This is a genomic window from Buttiauxella selenatireducens, from assembly GCF_031432975.1.
In the GTDB taxonomy this organism is placed as follows: Bacteria; Pseudomonadota; Gammaproteobacteria; order Enterobacterales; family Enterobacteriaceae; genus Buttiauxella; species Buttiauxella selenatireducens.
Map to the genome: position 1 here is coordinate 669290 of NZ_CP133838.1, position 19133 is coordinate 688422.

A 19133-nucleotide genomic window follows, 5' to 3' on the forward strand; every position below is an offset into this window, starting at 1 on the left:
CATGAAACTGTATAACCTTAAAGATCATAACGAGCAGGTCAATTTTTCCCAGGCAATCGTGCAGGGGTTGGGTAAACAGCAAGGGCTGTTTTTTCCACACGATTTACCGGAATTTGAACTGACCGCAATCGACGAAATGTTGAAGATGGATTTTGTCACCCGCAGCAGCAAAATTCTGTCTGCTTTTATTGGTGATGAAATTCCGCAAGACATTCTTGAAGAACGTGTTCGTGCCGCTTTTGCTTTCCCGGCTCCGGTGAAAAGCGTTGAACCTGATGTTGGCTGTCTTGAACTGTTCCACGGCCCGACTCTGGCATTCAAAGATTTTGGCGGGCGCTTTATGGCGCAAATGCTGACGCATATCAGCGGCGACAAACCGGTCACCATTCTGACGGCGACCTCTGGCGACACCGGTGCGGCGGTGGCTCATGCGTTTTATGGTCTGAAAAATGTGCGCGTGGTGATTTTGTACCCGCGTGGCAAAATCAGCCCATTGCAGGAAAAACTGTTCTGTACGCTGGGTGGAAACATCGAAACCGTGGCTATCGATGGTGATTTCGATGCCTGTCAGGCGCTGGTGAAACAAGCATTTGATGATGAAGAACTGAAGGTGGCATTGGGTTTAAACTCGGCTAACTCCATTAACATCAGTCGTTTATTGGCACAAATTTGCTATTACTTTGAAGCGGTTTCACAACTACCTCAAGAAGCGCGCAATCAACTGGTGGTTTCCGTACCAAGCGGCAACTTTGGTGATTTAACGGCTGGCCTGCTGGCGAAATCACTCGGTTTGCCAATCAAACGTTTTATCGCGGCGACTAACGCGAACGATACCGTTCCACGTTTCTTAACCAGCGGCGAATGGGCACCGAAAACCACGGTGGCGACGCTCTCTAACGCGATGGATGTCAGCCAGCCAAATAACTGGCCGCGTGTGGAAGAGCTGTTCCGCCGTAAGATTTGGCGTTTGTCCGATCTGGGTTATGCGACCGTGACCGACGAAACCACTAAAGCCACCATGAAAGAGCTGAAAGCCGTGGGCTACGTTTCAGAACCGCACGCGGCGATTGCTTATCGTGCGCTGCGTGATCAGCTCCAACCGGGTGAATACGGCTTGTTCCTCGGGACTGCGCATCCGGCGAAGTTCAAAGAAAGCGTGGAAGAGATCCTCGGTGAAGCACTGCCGCTGCCAGCTGAGCTTGCCGAGCGAGCTGATTTACCGCTGCTTTCCCATAATCTGCCAGCGGATTTTGCCGCGCTGCGCAAATTGATGATGAGCAAAGCGTAATTTTATAAAATTGCTCCACTGAATAATGCCGCTCGCTTAACCGCGAGCGGCATTTTATTGTTATTACAGCTGACACCCTGGTTCCACACTTTGGTTAACCACGCGCGTGAAGGTCGTTAATGGGCAATATCCTTCAGCCGTCTGGTCGCTACAGCTTGGTATTTTTAGCTGCACACTTCCCGCAGGTTCCTTGAGACTAAGTGGAGTTTGAGCGCGTAGCTGCTCGAGCGTCTGATACACCATACTCACGCTAACATATTGTTTCCCTGACTTATCAGCCAAACGCTCAAAGACCAGAGCACCGCCTGGTGGGGTGTTATCTGGCTGCCCTGGCAGTATCCAGCTTATGTTTAGCATGCCTGAAATATTGGCGATATTGGTATCGTGCCCGGCAATAAACAGGATCTTATTATCCGGTGAGCTGCCAGGCAGTTTGCTTGCGGCATGCGGGTCCAGCGCATTGCTGATGGCCTGCAATAAAGGCGTTCCATTATGCCTGGCGATATAAGGCGTGCGCGCCATCAAATCAAACTGAGCGTTATGCAGTTTTAGTAACGAAGTCCATTCTTGTTCTGAATGAATATTTCCCCACGCCGCTTGCGGCATCCCTTGTGCATACTCCAGCAGGAAAATTTCAGCCAGCGTAGATGAAAGGCCAACGGCACCGTCGAGGGCAACTTTGTTGCCATTATCGTTTATCGACAGTTTGCTCGGCATGGATTGCCCTAAATCGCAGCTTTTATCCGCGCTATGCTTCTGGCACCAGGGCGATTTCGAAAAGTTGAGCGCCGTATTCATCAAGGCCAGAGAAGGAAGATAGTGCTGGTTCAGGTTATCAACAGGTGTTTTGGCTTGTTTTTCAACGGACTGTTGGATTTTTGCTTTCTCCATTGAACAAGTGCCCGCTTTCACCGGGTGGAACAAAGGATCGGCCTTGTCGAGATCCTGCTGGTGGTGAATAGTCAAACCACATTGCGGGGCAAGCCCTGCGAGGAAAGCTTCACCCGTTTTAAGCGTGCGCTGATCGACATCTGCCCAGACATAAACCGAGTTTGGGGCAGGGCAATTGTCCTGCGATAAAATCCCCTGCTGTTGAAATTTCTCGCGATAAAATTCACCCATCAGGCTAATCAGATGTTCGCCGCGGGGCGTGATGTCACCCAGTTTTACCGGCCATTCGGGCCAGGCATCAGGCGTTACGTCACGGATGGTTTGCGTCATTTTAGTGGGCGCACGCACGCCGTGGCGGCTGAGTATCACCACTTTTTCAACCTGGTACCCTGAAGCGGGAGTTTCGTTGGCATACGCCGTTGAACCTAATGAAAATGTGGCGCTAAGCGCGACGAGTATTCCACGACGAAGCATGAGTTTTTGGCGTTCAAAAGCAGAGATTGTCATTTGCAGCCTCTTTATTTTTGGAGTGCTAAAGCGGGATCTTGAGTCCGCCAAATATACTCCAGAAGCAAAGGGGTAACGTCGAGTTCGTCTCGTTGTTGCTGTTTAGTGTGCAAAAGAAAAATCCACGCGGGTGCGTGGATTTTAAAAGATGGGGATTAGGCGCTGAAGAGGACGTTAAAGCCCACGTTTCGCCATCATTTCCGCCAGATCGACCAGGCGATTAGAGAAGCCCCATTCGTTATCGTACCAGGCCAAAATCTTGACCAGATTGCCTCCAATCACCAGCGTTGAAAGCCCGTCGATGATAGAAGATCGCGGATCGCCCTGGTAATCACTCGATACCAGCGGTTCATCGCTGTAGCCCAAAATTCCTTTTAGCGGGCCGTTTGTTGCGGCGTTCTTGAACGCGGCATTCACTTCTTCGGCGGTGACCGGGCGTTTTAAGGTCACGGTTAAATCAACAATAGAAACCACCGGTACAGGCACGCGTAATGAGTAACCCGTCAGGCGTCCGTCCAGTTCAGGGATCACTTTGCCTAACGCTTTCGCCGCACCGCTGGAATAAGGGACGATGGAAAGAGCGGCGGCTCGCGCACCACGCAGGTCTTTTTCTGGCTGATCGTGCAGTGCTTGGCTGTTGGTGTAAGCGTGAGTGGTATTCATCAGGCCGTGTTCAATACCAAACTGCTGATGCAAAACCTGTGCGGCAGGAGCAAGGCCGTTGGTGGTACAGCTCCCGTTGCTCACGACGAAATGGCGTTCGGGATCGTACTGCTGATGGTTAACCCCCATCACTATCGTCAGGTCGTCATCTTTACCCGGTGCTGAAATGATGACGCGTTTGGCTCCACCGCTATTGATGTGTACAGCAGCCTGTTCGCGGCTGGTAAAGAAACCAGTCGCCTCGATAACAATATCGACACCTGCCTCACGCCACGGGATCTTTGCCGGATCTCTTTCGCTGAATACCCGAATAAGTTTGCTGTCTACCTGCAATTGCCCGTCGGCCGCCTCAACCGGAACCGGCAAGGTGCCCATCAATGAATCGTATTTCAGCAGGTGAGCGAGGGTTTTACTGTCTGTGAGATCGTTGATTGCCACAATCTGAACGTCAGCGTTACCCAGCGCTGCGCGTAATACACTACGACCAATTCTGCCGAAACCATTAATACCGACCTTAACCATGATTGACTCCCTCAGTGAAATGTCTGAAGTCACTGTAGGCTTCCGGTTAAATGGCGTAAACGACAAAAAAGGATCAATTCACGCCATTTTACGGCAGTGAAAGCGTTCGCGGTATTCGCCTGGAGTGAGATGAAGCTGGCGCTCAAAGGCGCGGCGCAGGGTGATGGTGTTGCCAAATCCGGCTTTGCTCGCAATTTGATCGAGCGTTTCTTTAGTTTGCTCAAGGCGATGCCGGGCGGCGGCAAGGCGAGCTTCTTCAACGTAGCGGGCTGGGGTAACACCCGTTTCTTTGGTGAAAACACGAGTGAAGTTTCGGGGGCTCATCGCTACCCGCTCAGCCAGTTTCTCAACTGACAAATCGGCGGAGAGATTCTCAAGTAGCCAGTTTTGCAATTGGCCTATCGGAGTGGAGGCGTCGCTTTGCTGGAGATGATAACGACTGAATTGCAATTGTCCGCCTGGACGACGAAGGAACATCACCAGATCCTGTGCTACGTCGCGAGCAAGCGTAAAGCCATAATCTTCTTCGATAAGCGCGAGGGTCAGATCAAAGCCTGAGCTTACGCCGCCGGAAGTCCAGATGGGCCCATCCTGAAGATAGAGCGGGCCACTTTCGACTTTGACGAGTGGCCAGGTGGATTGCATGGTTTCGAGCAATCGCCAGTGGGTTGTTGCACGGCGACCGTTAAGGAGTGCTGCCTGCGCCAGAAGCAGCGCTCCGCCGCAGATGGAAACAATGCGCTGGGCGTGAGGTGCTGCAAGCTTTAGCCAGTCGACTACCGCCGTACCTTCCTGCTCATTTAATCCTCGTCCCGTGATCATAATGGTGTCTCGGGGTTCATAAGGATCCAGTTCGTGCAGGCGATGGTCGGCCAACAAATTGAGTCCTGACTGACCGTGGATAACCTGGTGAACCTGAGTGGTCGCCAGGCTTATCTGATAGCGAGGTTCACACAGACCTTCCGTCTGTAAGCGGTTGGCCTGCATCAGGATATCGGCAATCCCAGCGGATTCGAACAGCATTCCGCCGTCCGGGACAATAATTAAAAATGTTTTCATGTCCTAAAAAGTACCCTTTTGACAAAATAAGTCAATATGGGAAAAGGGCAGCCAGGCCTTTCACTGTGGGCTGAATCATGGAGAAATTGTGCAATAAAAAAGGAGGGAAAAAGGAGGAATTCCCATTAAATGCGCGAGCTTACAGATTAGGATTGCGGAGAATAACAACACTGACTTATTCGGCATATGCTTACCTTAACAACCCATAGCGGTGTGAATGTTGTAAGGAGTGACTTATGTTGAAATCAATTCTGTTGGCTTTATCGATTCTGGTGGTGACTCCGCTGGCTGTGCAGGCATCTGAAATTACACTTATTCCGGCAGTGAAACTGCAAATTGGCGATCAGGACCGTGGGGGTAACTACTGGGACGGTGGCCACTGGCGAGACCGTGGCTGGTGGAACGATCACTATGAGTGGCGTGATAACAGATGGCATCCGCATGACCATCACTATGACAATGACCACCATGACAAGGGCCATCATGATAAAGATCATCATGATAACGGCAATCACAACGGCCACTACAAACATCACTAATTAAAACGCCAGCATAGCGCTGGCGTTTTGTTTTACTGTTCGTGACGCTTAAACACTAACTCATTTTTACCCGACGCGGCTTCATCAAAGAAGTATCCGTCGGTATTAAAACCGGTCAGTTGTTCAGGTTTGGTGAGTCGATTTTCGATGATATAGCGACTCATCAAACCGCGAGCTTTCTTGGCGTAGAAGCTAATCACTTTGAATTTACCGTTCTTCTCATCAAGGAATACTGGCTTGATAATTTCTGCTTTGAGTTTTTTCGGTTTTACCGATTTGTAATACTCATCCGATGCCAGGTTAATCACGATATTATCGCCCTGAGCTGCCAGCGCCTGATTCAGCTTTTCGGTGATGGTGTCGCCCCAGAAGTGATACAGATCTTTGCCCTTCGGGTTTTCAAGCTTAATGCCCATTTCCAGACGATAGGGCTGCATCAAATCCAGTGGGCGCAACACGCCATATAAACCGGAGAGCATGCGTAAATGCTGTTGGGCGAAATCGAAATCTGCATCGCTAAACTCTTCGGCTTGTAACCCCGTATACACATCGCCTTTGAATGCCAGAATAGCCTGACGCGCATTTTGCGGTGTGAAATCAGGGTGCCATTCGTGAAAACGTGTTTCGTTCAGCGACGCCAGTTTATCGCTAATGTGCATCAGCGATGAAATTTGCGGTGCGCTAAGTTTGCGCGCCACCGCGATCAATTGTTGCGAATAATCCAGCAGTTCGGGCTGGGTAAAACGATCGGTAGGAAGATCGCTTTGATAATCCAATGTTTTTGCAGGTGAAATGAGAATGAGCATATCTGTTCCTTGCCGCCGCGATGTAACTCGACATATTTTGGCTACATGGTAGCAAATTTACGGATAGTATCCGCCAATGGTTGCGATTAGCGCTTGGTTTCAGGGGGCTTTGGTGTGTCCCAAATGCCCGGTGCAAGCTGGCTTTTAATTTCCGGAAAACGGTTCGGGTCAAAAACTGGCGTCACGCCGAGCCGCAGCTGGCGCAGATAATCATTACTCAGCTCGTGTGCGACTGGTGAGAGCAGCAAAATCGCCGTGAGATTGGTGACGGCCATAAATGCCATTGCCACGTCAGCCATTTGCCAGACTAACGGTAATGGCGAAAGGGTGCCAAACATGACCATCACCAGCGCAAGGCAGCGGAATAACACGGTGGCGAATGGGCTTTTTTGTTGCAGAAACATCAAGTTGTTTTCTGCATAGGCATAGTTAGCGATTATTGATGTGAACGCAAACAGCATAACAATAAACGCAATGAACCCAGCTCCCCACGAGCCAACCACACTGCTCAGTGCTTGTTGAACCAGTGCGATGCCATTCATGTTCGGGTTGGGCGTATCCAGAATCCCTGAAAAAAGGATGATTCCCGCGGTCGCAGAACAGATGATTATCGTATCGATAAACACGCCAAACATCTGTACCAACCCTTGCGAAGCGGGGTGCGGAGGCCATGCCGAAGCGGCTGCTGCCGCGTTAGGAGAGGAGCCCATTCCAGCTTCGTTAGAGAACATTCCGCGCTGGAAACCGTTGGTGATAGCCTGGCTGATGGTGAACCCCAGAGCGCCTGATGCCGCTTCTTTCCAGCCGAACGCGCTTTTGAACACCAGAGAAACGACATCTGGCAAACGCTCGATGTTTATCGCCATTACCACCAGGCTCATTAACACCCAGATAAGCGCCATAAACGGAACCAGCCATTGAGAGATGCGCGCAGTGCCACGCATCCCTCCCCAAATAACGCCTGCCGTTAAGACAACCAGCCCGATGCCAATCCAGGTTTTAGGGATGCCAAAAGCAATATTCACCGCGTTGGCGATTGAGTTCGCTTGCACTGCATTAAAAATAAGCCCAAAGGCAATCATCAGGAAGATAGAAAACATCACGCCCATCCAGCGCATTCCCAGACCGCGTTCCATATACCAGGCTGGGCCGCCGCGGTAATTGCCTTCGTCGTCGCGAGTTTTATAAAGCTGGGCAAGGGAGCATTCAACAAAGGACGTCGCCATACCGAGCATGGCAACCACCCACATCCAGAAAATAGCGCCGGGGCCACCAAGCGTTAGGGCAAGTGCGACACCCGAAAGGTTGCCGCTACCCACGCGTGCGGCAAGGCTTGTGCAAAGCGCCTGAAATGAGGAAATTCCGGAAGGATCGGCCTCATTTTTCGACATGATGAGGCTACGTAATTTCGTCAGATAACGAAATTGTACAAAACCGCATCGCCAGGTGAACCAAAGGCCCGTCCCGACTAATAAATAGATGAGGATTGAACCCCAGAGTATTTCATTGATAAACAGAAAAAAATCTGCCATTAACATCTCTCGTTTGCTTGAGTTACAGGCATTGTGGCCGCATATAGTCCTTTACATAGCTGGGGAATAATACACTGGATTTACCCGTTTAGCGTTCAGTTCCTACCGATGTATCACTGCGGTTGCACCTGACTTACGTCGTGATATCATCAGGCCAGACCGGTTACATCCCCCTAACAAGTTCCACCTAACGAGAAACACTATCATGACGGATAAATTGACCTCCCTGCGTCAGCTAACCACAGTTGTTGCGGACACCGGGGATATTGCGGCAATGAAGCTGTATCAACCGCAAGATGCTACCACCAACCCATCTCTGATTCTGAATGCTGCGCAAATTCCTGAATACCGCAAACTGATTGATGATGCGGTTAGCTGGGCGCGTGAGCAGAGCAGCTCTCATGCACAGCAAGTTGTGGATGCAACTGACAAGCTGGCGGTGAATATTGGTCTGGAAATCCTGAAACTGATCCCGGGTCGCATTTCTACTGAAGTTGATGCGCGTCTGTCCTATGACACCGATGCCAGCATCGCTAAAGCAAAACGCCTGATCAAAATGTACAACGATGCGGGTATCAGCAATGACCGTATCCTGATCAAACTGGCTTCTACCTGGCAGGGCATCCGTGCTGCTGAGCAGTTGGAAAAAGAAGGTATTAACTGCAACCTGACTCTGCTGTTCTCCTTCGCTCAGGCTCGTGCATGTGCAGAAGCAGGCGTGTTCCTGATTTCTCCATTCGTAGGCCGTATTCTGGACTGGTACAAAGCGAATACTGATAAGAAAGAGTACGCACCGGCAGAAGATCCAGGTGTCGTTTCTGTTTCTGAAATCTACCAGTACTACAAAGAACACGGTTACGAAACCGTTGTTATGGGCGCAAGCTTCCGTAACCTGGGTGAGATTATCGAACTGGCTGGTTGTGACCGCCTGACCATCGCTCCTGCTCTGCTTAAAGAGCTGGCTGAAAGCGAAGGTGCGGTTGAGCGTAAACTGGCTTACACCGGTGAAGTTAAAGCACGTCCAGAGCGCATGACAGAATCCGAGTTCCTGTGGAGCCACAACCAGGATCCGATGGCTGTTGATAAACTGGCTGACGGCATCCGTAAGTTTGCTATCGACCAGGAAAAACTGGAAAAAATGATCGGCGATCTGCTGTAATCATTCGTGTGGCCGGAGCATTCCGGCCACGCTTTTTAGTGTTTCACCCTGTCTGCAACGCACTTCGCCGTGTATCATTCCGTTAAAGTTTTGACTCTCCGGGAATGATATGAATACCTTACGCATTGGCTTAGTTTCCATCTCTGACCGCGCTTCAAGCGGTGTCTATCAAGATAAAGGTATTCCGGCCCTTGTTGACTGGCTGGAAAAAACCTTAACGACTCCTTTTCAAATCGAAACCCGCTTAATCCCTGATGAACAGCCGCTTATTGAACAAGCGCTGTGTGAGTTGGTGGATGAGATGGCGTGTCATTTGGTGTTAACCACGGGTGGCACTGGCCCCGCTCGTCGTGATGTGACACCAGATGCGACACTTGCCATCGCTGACCGTGTGATGCCAGGTTTCGGCGAGCAGATGCGCCAGATCAGCTTGCAGTTTGTGCCGACAGCGATTCTTTCGCGGCAAGTTGGCGTTATCCGTAAGCAGGCGTTGATCCTGAATTTACCAGGCCAGCCGAAATCGATTCAAGAAACGCTCGAGGGCGTCAAAGATGCTGATGGCAACGTTATCGTGCCGGGAATATTCGCAAGTGTACCGTATTGTATACAGCTTCTGGATGGCCCTTACGTCGAGACGGAGAGTAAAGTAGTAGCAGCTTTTCGTCCTAAAAGTGCAATTCGTGAAATAAAGCTCTAAAAATAGGTTGTTTGTGACATAAGATGTAGTGGCTCTGGCATGTCGAGTGGGGATCGTTATAGTAAGTTTTGCTTTACAGCAAAATGGAAACTAAAAACCACACTCATTTTCATGCGCAGGTTCTTATGTCACAACAATTACATTCAACACAACGCACAAGACCTCTGAATCGTCAGGATTACAAAACCCTGACTCTTGCCGCCCTCGGTGGCGCACTCGAATTCTACGACTTCATCATCTTTGTTTTCTTTGCCACCGTGGTAGGGGCACTCTTTTTCCCTGCGGATATTCCTGAATGGCTTCGCCAGCTACAAACCTTCGGTATTTTTGCCGCCGGTTATCTGGCGCGCCCTTTGGGCGGCATTATCATGGCCCACTTTGGTGATTTGGTTGGTCGTAAAAAAATGTTCACCCTGAGCATTTTGCTGATGGCGTTGCCAACTTTGGCGATTGGGCTGTTGCCAACCTACGAAACACTCGGTATCGCCGCGCCAGTATTACTGCTTCTGATGCGTGTGCTTCAGGGGGCGGCAATCGGGGGGAAGTGCCGGGTGCCTGGGTATTTGTTGCCGAGCATGTCCCTTATAAACGAATCGGGATCGCATGCGGTACGTTAACGGCTGGCCTTACGGCTGGGATCTTGCTGGGTTCTGTTGTCGCGACCATAATTAATACCTCGATGACGCAGCAGGCTATTCACGATGGCGGCTGGCGTATTCCCTTCTTCCTGGGCGGTATTTTTGGGTTGGTAGCGATGTATCTGCGCCGCTGGTTGCAAGAGACTCCAATCTTTATTGAGATGCAGCAACGCAAAACCCTGGCGGAAGAGTTGCCGTTGAAATCGGTCATCGTGAACCATAAAAAAGCCGTGGTGGTTTCGATGCTGTTGACCTGGTTGCTGTCCGCAGGGATTGTGGTCGTCATATTAATGGCGCCAACCTGGCTACAAAAACAATTGGGTATCGCGCCAGCATTGACGCTTCAGGCGAACAGTATTGCGATTGTCATGCTGTGTATCGGTTGTATCGTGGCGGGGCTGATTATCGACCGTATTGGTGCCAGCAAAACCTTTATTATCGGGAGTTTGTTGCTGGCGATATGCAGCTGGATGTTCTATCACCTGACTGCCAGCCATCCAGAGTATCTGTTCTTTTTATATGGCCTGGTCGGTTTAAGCGTCGGAGTGGTAGGCGCTGTGCCGTTTGTGATGGTCAGAGCATTCCCGGCAGAAGTGCGATTTAGCGGGATCTCATTCTCTTATAATATGTCGTATGCGATTTTCGGTGGTCTGACACCTATCTTCGTCACCATGTTATCGGCAGTATCACCCATGGCTCCTGCCTGGTATGTGCTGGCACTGTCGATGGTTGGCCTGGCGCTGGGGATTTGGCTGCGAAATGATTTAACGCATGAAGATAAAGTGGTTCAAAGGCCGCTACAGCACTCATAAAAAAACGCGGAGCCAGGCTCCGCGTTTTTGTTTTCACACCACAGCTATGCGGGAATCAGTGTTTTTCACCAATTGGCAATACAGTACGGCCAAACTGCTCGTTGAGCACTTCGCCCATCGCCAGGTAAATGGCAGATGCGCCACAAACCAGACCCACCCAACCAGCAATGTGAATGATGCTTTCGCTATCAGCAAAGTGTCCGATAGAAAGCAGAGCGAACAGAACGGTCAGGCTTGCAAACACGAACTGCAGCATGCGGGAAGCAACCAGTGTTCCAAAGAACATGAACAGGGTGAAAACGCCCCATAGACCAAGGTATGCACCCATGAAGTGTGCGTTTGCAGCGTCTGCAAGGCCCATCTTAGGCATGATCAAAATGGCGACCAGAGTCAGCCAGAAAGAGCCATAAGAAGTGAATGCTGTCAGGCCGAAAGTATTACCTTTCTTAAATTCCAACAGGCCAGCAAAAATTTGTGCGATACCACCGTAAAAAATACCCATTGCAAGAATGTTGACATCAAAAGGGAAGATGCCGGTGTTATGCAAGTTAAGCAGGATGGTCGTCATACCGAAGCCCATCAAGCCCAGGGGAGCTGGATTAGCCAACTTAGTGTTGCCCATAGTTCCTCTAAAATTCGTCTGAAAATGGATATATGTAAGCGCCTCGTAGCCGCGAAAGGGCTGCGGGGCGCGGCATCATAATCAGGTGAAGGTCCTGAGTCCATGATCTAAACAGGTGTGAAGATGAAAATTTTTTTTACCTTGCCCCTTGATGGAGAGTTTAGTGACCCCATCTTGTATGCAACCGCAGTTGATGGACCTGAAAAAAAGCACGTTTGGGCAGTTGAAAGACTCTTGTTTGCCCGCATAACAGGTTCACGACCATATGACGACAAATTTTAAGTGGAGACGTTTAGATGGGTAAAATTATTGGCATCGACCTGGGTACTACCAACTCTTGTGTAGCGATTATGGATGGTACTACTGCTCGCGTTCTGGAAAACGCTGAGGGTGACCGCACCACTCCTTCTATCATTGCATACACCCAGGATGGTGAGATTCTGGTTGGTCAGCCGGCTAAACGTCAGGCAGTGACTAACCCGCAGAACACTCTGTTCGCGATCAAACGCCTGATTGGCCGCCGCTTCCAGGACGAAGAAGTCCAGCGCGATGAAGCTATCATGCCGTACAAAATCATCGGCGCTGATAACGGCGACGCATGGATTGATGTAAAAGGCCAGAAAATGGCACCTCCGCAGATCTCTGCTGAAGTGCTGAAGAAAATGAAGAAAACCGCTGAAGATTATCTGGGTGAGCCAGTCACTGAAGCTGTTATCACCGTTCCTGCATACTTCAACGATGCACAGCGTCAGGCAACTAAAGATGCTGGCCGTATCGCAGGTCTGGAAGTAAAACGTATCATCAACGAACCAACCGCAGCGGCTCTGGCCTACGGTCTGGATAAAGAAGTTGGCAACCGTACTATCGCGGTTTACGACTTGGGTGGTGGTACTTTCGATATCTCTATTATCGAAATTGATGAAGTTGATGGCGAGAAAACCTTCGAAGTTCTGGCAACCAATGGTGATACCCACCTGGGTGGTGAAGACTTCGATAGCCGTCTGATCAACTACTTAGTGGAAGAGTTCAAGAAAGATCAAGGTATCGATCTGCGTAACGATCCACTGGCTATGCAGCGTCTGAAAGAAGCTGCTGAAAAAGCGAAAATTGAGCTGTCTTCTGCTCAACAGACCGACGTGAACCTGCCGTACATCACAGCAGACGCGACCGGTCCAAAACACATGAACATCAAAGTGACTCGCGCGAAACTGGAATCCCTGGTCGAAGACCTGGTAAACCGTTCTATCGAGCCGCTGAAAGTTGCACTGCAAGATGCTGGCCTGTCTGTTTCCGATATCCAGGACGTTATCCTGGTTGGTGGTCAGACTCGTATGCCAATGGTGCAGAAAAAAGTGACCGAGTTCTTCGGTAAAGAACCACGTAAAGACGTGAACCCGGACGAAGCTGTTGCAATCGGTGCTGCTGTTCAGGGTGGTGTGCTTGCTGGTGATGTCACTGACGTACTGCTGCTGGACGTTACCCCGCTGTCTCTGGGTATCGAAACCATGGGCGGTGTGATGACTTCACTGATTAACAAAAACACCACTATCCCGACTAAACACAGCCAGGTGTTCTCCACAGCTGAAGATAACCAGTCTGCGGTGACCATCCATGTGATTCAGGGTGAACGTAAACGTGCTTCTGATAACAAATCTTTGGGTCAGTTCAACCTGGATGGTATCAGCCCAGCACCACGCGGCATGCCGCAAATCGAAGTGACCTTCGATATCGATGCTGACGGCATTCTGCACGTTTCCGCGAAAGACAAAAACAGCGGTAAAGAGCAGAAAATCACCATCAAGGCTTCTTCTGGTCTGAACGAAGAAGAAATCCAAAAAATGGTGCGTGATGCAGAAGCTAACGCAGAAGCTGACCGTAAGTTTGAAGAACTGGTGCAGACCCGTAACCAGGGTGACCACTTGCTGCATAGCACTCGTAAGCAAGTTGAAGAAGCCGGTGACAAACTGCCAGCTGATGACAAAACTGCAATCGAGTCTGCATTGAGCGCGCTGGAAACTTCTCTGAAAGGCGAAGACAAAGCTGATATCGAAGCGAAAATGCAGGCACTGGCACAAGTTTCTCAGAAACTGATGGAACTGGCTCAGGCACAGCACGCTGAACAGCAAGCAGGCAACGCGACAGATGCTGGCAACTCTGCTAGCAAAGACGACGATGTTGTTGATGCTGAGTTCGAAGAAGTTAAAGACAAAAAATAATCGCCCTTTGAGCGGTTTGTAACTGGCACGGGCGTCGAGGTTTTCCTCTACGCCCGTGCACGCATGTTAGGGGCAGACAAAAAAGATGGCGAAGAGAGACTATTACGAGGTTTTAGGCGTTCCGAAAAACGCGGAAGAGCGTGAAATCAAGAAAGCCTATAAACGCCTGGCAATGAAGTTCCACCCGGATCGTAATCAGGGTGACAAAGAGTCTGAGGCGAAGTTTAAAGAAATTAAAGAAGCCTACGAAATCCTTACCGACGAGCAAAAACGTGCCGCTTACGACCAGTATGGTCATGCTGCGTTTGAGCAAGGCGGCATGGGTGGTGGCGGTCACGGTGGATTTGGTGGTGGCGGCCAGGACTTTGGCGATATTTTTGGCGACGTATTCGGCGACATCTTCGGTGGTGGCCGTCGTCAACGCGCTTCCCGTGGTGCCGATTTACGCTACAACATGGACTTAACGCTGGAAGAAGCGGTTCGTGGCGTCACCAAAGAGATCCGCATCCCAACGCTTGAAGAGTGTGGCGTTTGCCATGGTAGCGGCGCGAAAGCGGGCTCCAAGCCGCAGACTTGCCCGACGTGTCATGGGCAAGGTCAGGTGCAAATGCGCCAGGGCTTCTTCACGGTGCAGCAAAGCTGTCCACACTGTCAGGGGCGCGGTTCGATTATTAAAGATCCGTGCAATACCTGTCATGGACATGGTCGCGTAGAAAAAACAAAAACACTGTCGGTGAAAATCCCGGCTGGCGTTGATACCGGTGACCGCATTCGTCTTGCAGGTGAAGGGGAAGCGGGTGAGCACGGTGCACCATCAGGTGATTTGTACGTTCAGGTTCAGGTTAAACAACACCCAATCTTTGAGCGTGAAGGCAATAACCTGTATTGCGAAGTGCCAATTAACTTTGCAATGGCTGCCCTGGGTGGCGAGATTGAAGTGCCAACACTGGATGGCCGTGTAAACCTTAAAGTTCCAGGCGAAACGCAAACGGGCAAATTGTTCAGAATGCGTGGCAAAGGGGTGAAATCCGTACGTGGCGGGGCTCAGGGTGACCTGCTATGCCGCGTTGTGGTGGAAACACCTGTCAGCCTGAACGAAAAGCAGAAGCAGTTACTGCGCGATCTGGCTGAAAGCTTTGGTGGGCCTAGTGGTGAAAAGAATAGTCCGCGTTCAAAGAGCTTCTTTGACGGCGTGAAGAAATTCTTTGATGATTTAACCCGCTAAACACCGTTCTCCTTTGTGCAGTCAAAAGCCTGAATCGAATATCTTTGGTTCAGGCTTTTTTATGCGTCAGATTTTGATTAGCGTGACGAATAGTTTATTTCGTTTATTCCGATCTATTCATGCAATATAATCTGCTTTTATCGATGTGTCATAACCATTACTCTAACAACCTATTAGCGGCTTAACTGTTTTTGCTGCTTGTTTGGGAGATGAAGGGATGATCAAAACATTACAGCGATTTTTTCATAGCGAGGCCGCAAGCGGCATCTTGCTGATCATTGCTGCCTCGATGGCCATGATATTTGCCAACCTTGACGCGACCAGTGCTTTTTATCACGCGTTTTTAGAAACGCCGGTTGAGGTACGCATTGGCGCGCTGGACATCAGTAAAAACCTGTTGTTATGGGTTAACGATGCGCTGATGGCCATCTTCTTCCTGATGGTTGGTCTGGAAGTAAAACGCGAAATGGTTAGCGGCTCGCTTGCCAGCATGCGTCAGGCGTCGTTCCCGGTGATTGCCGCGTTGGGTGGCATGGTGATCCCGGCGGCAATTTATCTGCTGTTCAACTTCCAGGACCCGGTTACTCGTGAGGGATGGGCGATTCCGGCGGCAACGGATATTGCCTTTGCGCTGGGTATTCTGGCACTCCTGGGAAATCGTGTACCGGTTGCACTCAAAGTGTTCCTGATGGCGCTGGCAATCATTGATGACTTGGGCGCGATTGTTATCATTGCTCTGTTCTACACCAACGATCTTTCCGTGCTTTCGTTGGCCGTTGCCGCAGGTGCCATTGCTGTCCTGGCATTGCTGAATATCTGCAACGTTCGCCGTACCGGTTTGTATATCCTGGTCGGTGTGGTGTTGTGGACCGCAGTGCTGAAATCCGGTGTCCATGCAACGCTTGCCGGGGTCATCATCGGTTTCCTGATCCCGCTTAAAGAAGAGAAGGGGCATTCACCGGCGAAAGAGTTGGAGCACGTACTTCATCCTTGGGTCGCGTTCTTGATTCTGCCTTTGTTTGCTTTCGCCAATGCGGGCGTCTCTTTGGATGGTGTCACGTTTGCGGGCTTAACCTCATTGTTACCGATGGGGATTATGGCGGGTCTGTTCATCGGCAAGCCGCTGGGCATTAGCTTGTTCTGTTGGGCAGCGCTGAAACTGAAATTGGCGACATTGCCGGAAGGCACCACCTGCAAAGAAATTATGGCGGTGGGCGTGCTGTGTGGGATTGGCTTTACTATGTCGATTTTCATCGCATCACTGGCCTTTGACGGGGCAGACCCAGCACTGATTACCTGGGCAAAACTGGGTATCTTATTGGGGTCACTGCTTTCTGCGGTGGTGGGTTACTGCATGTTGAGAAGCCGTTTCAGCTCGCAGTTACAGCATCATTAATTGTCGCGCTAACGGCTCCTTTTGGGGCCGTTAGTGAATGGATTATTTATCAGGGAGTGAATCACGTATGTCACACATAAATTACAATCACCTCTACTACTTCTGGCATGTCTGCAAAGAAGGTTCCGTGGTCGGTGCCGCTGAAGCGCTATATTTAACGCCACAAACTATCACCGGCCAGATCAAAGCATTAGAAGAGCGTCTGCAAGGTAAATTATTTAAGCGTAAAGGGCGCGGCCTCGAGCCTTCTGAACTGGGCCAACTCGTTTTCCGTTATGCGGATCGCATGTTTACGTTAAGCCAGGAAATGCTGGATATCGTGAACTATCGCAAAGAGTCCAGTCTCTTGTTTGACGTCGGGATTGCGGATGCGTTGTCAAAACGCCTGGTCAGTGGCGTGCTTGATGCGGCGGTCGTTGAAGATGAACAAATTCACCTGCGCTGTTTTGAGTCGACCCATGAAATGCTGCTGGAGCAATTAAGCCAGCACAAACTGGATATGATCATCTCTGATTGCCCGATTGATTCAACTCAGCAAGAAGGGCTGTTCTCGGTGAAAATCGGCGAGTGTGGTATTAGCTTCTGGAGTCAGAACCCAGTGCCTGATTTGCCTTTCCCGGCATGCCTTGAAACCCGACGTTTATTGATCCCAGGCCGCCGTTCGATGCTAGGGCGCAAGATCCTCAACTGGATCAACACTCAGGGATTAAACGTTGAAATTCTCGGGGAGTTTGATGATGCCGCGCTGATGAAAGCCTTTGGTGCCGCACACAATGCAATTTTCGTCGCACCGACGCTGTACGGACAGGATATCTACAATGATGAGAACATTGTTGAGATTGGGCGCATTGAGAATGTAATGGAAGAGTATCACGCGATCTTTGCGGAGCGAATGATTCAGCATCCGGCAGTACAGCGCGTGTGTAACCGGGATTATTCTGCGCTCTTTAAGTGAGTGACAAATTTTAGATATAAAAAAACCGGCATAAGCCGGTTTTTTTCAAGCTAACAACAGAAAGGCGATTAAGCCAGTTTGTTGATTTGCGCTACAAGGTTAGCCTTATGACGCGCAGCTTTGTTTTTGTGGATCAGACCTTTGCTAGCCTGACGATCCACGATTGGTTGCATTTCGTTAAATGCTTTCTGTGCAGCAGCTTTGTCGCCAGTTTCAATCGCTGCGTATACTTTCTTGATGAAAGTACGCATCATAGAGCGACGGCTTGCGTTGTGCTTACGAGCCTTTTCAGACTGTACAGCACGTTTCTTAGCTGATTTGATATTAGCCAAGGTCCAACTCCCAAATATGATCTATGTAGACAATTCAAAGGCCGAGGAATATGCCCTCTTAGCCTTCTTTTGTCAATGGATTTGTGCAAATAAGCGCCGCTAAACTTACGACACCTCTTACGTTGTGATGGCGCGGATTCTACCAGCATCGGGCTTGCGAATACAGCCTTTAGCTAACAAAATTCGTTCAAAAGCGCGTCTTCGCACTGAAACACCCCCTCAGCATAATGAAATCCTTACGGCTTTATATCAAAGGGGGCAATCGCCGGTTAACCTTCACCGCGGTAATTGATATAATCCGCCGATTTCCACTGTTTTGAGCCAGCCATGAAGCTGATACGCGGCATACATAATTTACGCCAGAACCACCACGGGTGTGTCCTCACCATTGGTAATTTCGATGGCGTTCATCGAGGCCACAAGTCCCTGCTAAAAGGGCTGTGTGCGGAAGGGCGTGCGCGCAATCTGCCGGTGATGGTCATGATCTTTGAACCGCAACCGCTTGAATTGTTCGCGGGCGATAAAGCTCCGGCGCGCCTGACACGACTGCGCGAAAAACTTCGTTATCTGGCCGAATGTGGTGTGGACTACGTGCTATGCGTACGGTTCGATCGTCGCTTTGCGGCGTTCACTGCACAAAACTTCGTCAGCGATCTGTTGGTTGGCCGCCTCGGGGTAAAATTTCTCGCGGTGGGGGATGATTTCCGCTTTGGCGCTGGTCGCCAGGGGGATTTCTTGTTATTACAGAAGGCTGGGCAGGATATTGGCTTTGACGTCACCAGTACGCAAACTTTCTGCGAGGGTGGTGTGCGCATTAGCAGTACAGCGGTGCGCCAGGCTCTGGCCGAAGACGACTTAGCATTGGCCGAGAGTTTGCTTGGTCATCCGTTTAGCATCTCCGGGCGTGTTGTCCACGGCGATGAGCTAGGAAGAACCATTGGTTTCCCAACGGCGAATTTACCGCTTCGTCGTCAGGTATCCCCGGTAAAAGGGGTGTTTGCGGTAGAAGTCGCAGGCCTTGGCGATACACTGCTGCCAGGTGTTGCCAACATTGGTACACGCCCAACGGTGGCGGGCTTGCGTCAGCAGTTAGAAGTCCATTTGCTGGACGTTGCAATGGACTTATATGGGCGCCATATTGATGTGGTGCTGCGTAAAAAAATACGTAATGAACAACGGTTTGCTTCGCTTGATGAACTGAAAGCGCAAATCGCCAAAGATGTGGTAACCGCCCGCGAATTTTTCGGGTCTAATACCTGAGCAAGCTAACTACG

At 50.3% G+C, this 19133-nt stretch carries 17 protein-coding genes and 1 pseudogene; 11 read left to right on the top strand and 7 right to left on the bottom strand.

The genetic code is table 11. The features are described from left to right. Position 1 precedes the first annotated feature (1 nt). Entirely contained in the window at positions 2 to 1288 is a 1287-nt protein-coding gene (gene thrC / locus RHD99_RS03155) for a threonine synthase (RefSeq protein WP_309877410.1), read from the top strand. A gap of 63 nt (positions 1289 to 1351) precedes the next feature. On the opposite strand, the gene RHD99_RS03160 is transcribed toward thrC, so the two are convergent. From RHD99_RS03160 to RHD99_RS03170, 3 genes are all read right to left on the bottom strand, one after another. After that, a complete protein-coding gene (locus tag RHD99_RS03160; protein ID WP_309877411.1) occupies positions 1352 to 2686 on the bottom strand; it encodes an AppA family phytase/histidine-type acid phosphatase in 1335 nt (444 codons plus the stop codon). A 174-nt stretch (positions 2687 to 2860) separates the two neighbouring features. After that, on the bottom strand, positions 2861 to 3871 hold the full coding sequence (gap, locus tag RHD99_RS03165) for a type I glyceraldehyde-3-phosphate dehydrogenase (protein WP_309877412.1): 1011 nt from the start codon (positions 3869 to 3871) through the stop codon (positions 2861 to 2863). Between the two features lie 78 nt (positions 3872 to 3949). Then, positions 3950 to 4930 (bottom strand): GlxA family transcriptional regulator, encoded by a 981-nt coding sequence (locus tag RHD99_RS03170; RefSeq protein WP_309877413.1) that lies wholly within the window; start codon positions 4928 to 4930, stop codon positions 3950 to 3952. Positions 4931 to 5166: 236 nt separating this feature from the next. On the opposite strand from RHD99_RS03170, the gene RHD99_RS03175 reads away from it, so the two are divergent. Further along, positions 5167 to 5469: a DUF2502 domain-containing protein gene (locus tag RHD99_RS03175; RefSeq protein ID WP_309877414.1), complete on the top strand. Its 303-nt coding sequence runs from the start codon at positions 5167 to 5169 to the stop codon at positions 5467 to 5469. 32 nt (positions 5470 to 5501) lie between these two features. Here RHD99_RS03175 and yaaA read toward each other — a convergent pair whose 3' ends face one another. Together yaaA and RHD99_RS03185 are read right to left on the bottom strand one after the other, a co-directional pair. Further along, the gene (yaaA, locus tag RHD99_RS03180; RefSeq protein ID WP_309877415.1) at positions 5502 to 6275 is read right to left on the bottom strand and encodes a peroxide stress protein YaaA; all 774 of its coding nucleotides are present in this window, start codon (positions 6273 to 6275) and stop codon (positions 5502 to 5504) included. 86 nt (positions 6276 to 6361) lie between these two features. Further along, positions 6362 to 7807 (bottom strand): alanine/glycine:cation symporter family protein, encoded by a 1446-nt coding sequence (locus RHD99_RS03185; RefSeq protein WP_309877416.1) that lies wholly within the window; start codon positions 7805 to 7807, stop codon positions 6362 to 6364. A gap of 205 nt (positions 7808 to 8012) precedes the next feature. Here RHD99_RS03185 and tal point away from each other — a divergent pair, with 205 nt between their 5' ends. The 3 genes and pseudogenes from tal to RHD99_RS03200 all read left to right on the top strand — a co-directional run bounded on the left by tal (position 8013) and on the right by RHD99_RS03200 (position 11113). After that, positions 8013 to 8966, top strand: coding sequence for a transaldolase (gene tal, locus RHD99_RS03190; RefSeq protein ID WP_270142918.1), 954 nt, complete (start codon positions 8013 to 8015; stop codon positions 8964 to 8966). Positions 8967 to 9075: 109 nt separating this feature from the next. Continuing rightward, on the top strand, positions 9076 to 9663 hold the full coding sequence (gene mog / locus RHD99_RS03195) for a molybdopterin adenylyltransferase (protein ID WP_309877417.1): 588 nt from the start codon (positions 9076 to 9078) through the stop codon (positions 9661 to 9663). A 125-nt stretch (positions 9664 to 9788) separates the two neighbouring features. Then, a pseudogene (locus RHD99_RS03200) lies at positions 9789 to 11113 on the top strand (MFS transporter). A 55-nt stretch (positions 11114 to 11168) separates the two neighbouring features. Here RHD99_RS03200 and satP read toward each other — a convergent pair. After that, on the bottom strand, positions 11169 to 11735 hold the full coding sequence (satP, locus tag RHD99_RS03205; RefSeq protein WP_183270664.1) for an acetate uptake transporter: 567 nt from the start codon (positions 11733 to 11735) through the stop codon (positions 11169 to 11171). A 123-nt stretch (positions 11736 to 11858) separates the two neighbouring features. Between satP and RHD99_RS03210 the strand changes: the two genes are divergently transcribed. The 5 genes from RHD99_RS03210 (at position 11859) to nhaR (ending at position 17527) form a co-directional block, all read left to right on the top strand. Next, positions 11859 to 12017, top strand: a complete 159-nt coding sequence (locus RHD99_RS03210; protein ID WP_309877418.1) for a hypothetical protein — start codon at positions 11859 to 11861, stop codon at positions 12015 to 12017. Positions 12018 to 12031: 14 nt separating this feature from the next. Next, complete coding sequence (dnaK, locus tag RHD99_RS03215; RefSeq protein WP_183270663.1) at positions 12032 to 13951, top strand: molecular chaperone DnaK; 1920 nt, start codon at positions 12032 to 12034, stop codon at positions 13949 to 13951. An 85-nt stretch (positions 13952 to 14036) separates the two neighbouring features. Next, on the top strand, positions 14037 to 15176 hold the full coding sequence (dnaJ, locus tag RHD99_RS03220; protein ID WP_183270662.1) for a molecular chaperone DnaJ: 1140 nt from the start codon (positions 14037 to 14039) through the stop codon (positions 15174 to 15176). Between the two features lie 220 nt (positions 15177 to 15396). After that, positions 15397 to 16572, top strand: a complete 1176-nt coding sequence (nhaA, locus tag RHD99_RS03225; RefSeq protein WP_309879062.1) for a Na+/H+ antiporter NhaA — start codon at positions 15397 to 15399, stop codon at positions 16570 to 16572. A 67-nt stretch (positions 16573 to 16639) separates the two neighbouring features. Then, positions 16640 to 17527 (top strand): transcriptional activator NhaR, encoded by an 888-nt coding sequence (nhaR, locus tag RHD99_RS03230; protein ID WP_309877419.1) that lies wholly within the window; start codon positions 16640 to 16642, stop codon positions 17525 to 17527. A 68-nt stretch (positions 17528 to 17595) separates the two neighbouring features. On the opposite strand, the gene rpsT is transcribed toward nhaR, so the two are convergent. Continuing rightward, the gene (gene rpsT / locus RHD99_RS03235; RefSeq protein WP_034459390.1) at positions 17596 to 17859 is read right to left on the bottom strand and encodes a 30S ribosomal protein S20; all 264 of its coding nucleotides are present in this window, start codon (positions 17857 to 17859) and stop codon (positions 17596 to 17598) included. Positions 17860 to 18186: 327 nt separating this feature from the next. Between rpsT and ribF the strand changes: the two genes are divergently transcribed. Further along, the gene (gene ribF, locus RHD99_RS03240) at positions 18187 to 19119 is read left to right on the top strand and encodes a bifunctional riboflavin kinase/FAD synthetase (RefSeq protein WP_309877420.1); all 933 of its coding nucleotides are present in this window, start codon (positions 18187 to 18189) and stop codon (positions 19117 to 19119) included. Positions 19120 to 19133: the final 14 nt, after the last annotated feature.

What these genes read in the sequence shown, in the direction of transcription:
- thrC (WP_309877410.1), top strand. Translation starts at nt 2, where the DNA reads ATGAAACTGTATAACCTTAAAGATCATAACGAGCAGGTCAATTTTTCC.
- RHD99_RS03160 (WP_309877411.1), bottom strand. Translation starts at nt 2,686, where the DNA reads ATGACAATCTCTGCTTTTGAACGCCAAAAACTCATGCTTCGTCGTGGA.
- gap (WP_309877412.1), bottom strand. Translation starts at nt 3,871, where the DNA reads ATGGTTAAGGTCGGTATTAATGGTTTCGGCAGAATTGGTCGTAGTGTA.
- RHD99_RS03170 (WP_309877413.1), bottom strand. Translation starts at nt 4,930, where the DNA reads ATGAAAACATTTTTAATTATTGTCCCGGACGGCGGAATGCTGTTCGAA.
- RHD99_RS03175 (WP_309877414.1), top strand. Translation starts at nt 5,167, where the DNA reads ATGTTGAAATCAATTCTGTTGGCTTTATCGATTCTGGTGGTGACTCCG.
- yaaA (WP_309877415.1), bottom strand. Translation starts at nt 6,275, where the DNA reads ATGCTCATTCTCATTTCACCTGCAAAAACATTGGATTATCAAAGCGAT.
- RHD99_RS03185 (WP_309877416.1), bottom strand. Translation starts at nt 7,807, where the DNA reads ATGGCAGATTTTTTTCTGTTTATCAATGAAATACTCTGGGGTTCAATC.
- tal (WP_270142918.1), top strand. Translation starts at nt 8,013, where the DNA reads ATGACGGATAAATTGACCTCCCTGCGTCAGCTAACCACAGTTGTTGCG.
- mog (WP_309877417.1), top strand. Translation starts at nt 9,076, where the DNA reads ATGAATACCTTACGCATTGGCTTAGTTTCCATCTCTGACCGCGCTTCA.
- satP (WP_183270664.1), bottom strand. Translation starts at nt 11,735, where the DNA reads ATGGGCAACACTAAGTTGGCTAATCCAGCTCCCCTGGGCTTGATGGGC.
- RHD99_RS03210 (WP_309877418.1), top strand. Translation starts at nt 11,859, where the DNA reads ATGAAAATTTTTTTTACCTTGCCCCTTGATGGAGAGTTTAGTGACCCC.
- dnaK (WP_183270663.1), top strand. Translation starts at nt 12,032, where the DNA reads ATGGGTAAAATTATTGGCATCGACCTGGGTACTACCAACTCTTGTGTA.
- dnaJ (WP_183270662.1), top strand. Translation starts at nt 14,037, where the DNA reads ATGGCGAAGAGAGACTATTACGAGGTTTTAGGCGTTCCGAAAAACGCG.
- nhaR (WP_309877419.1), top strand. Translation starts at nt 16,640, where the DNA reads ATGTCACACATAAATTACAATCACCTCTACTACTTCTGGCATGTCTGC.
- ribF (WP_309877420.1), top strand. Translation starts at nt 18,187, where the DNA reads ATGAAGCTGATACGCGGCATACATAATTTACGCCAGAACCACCACGGG.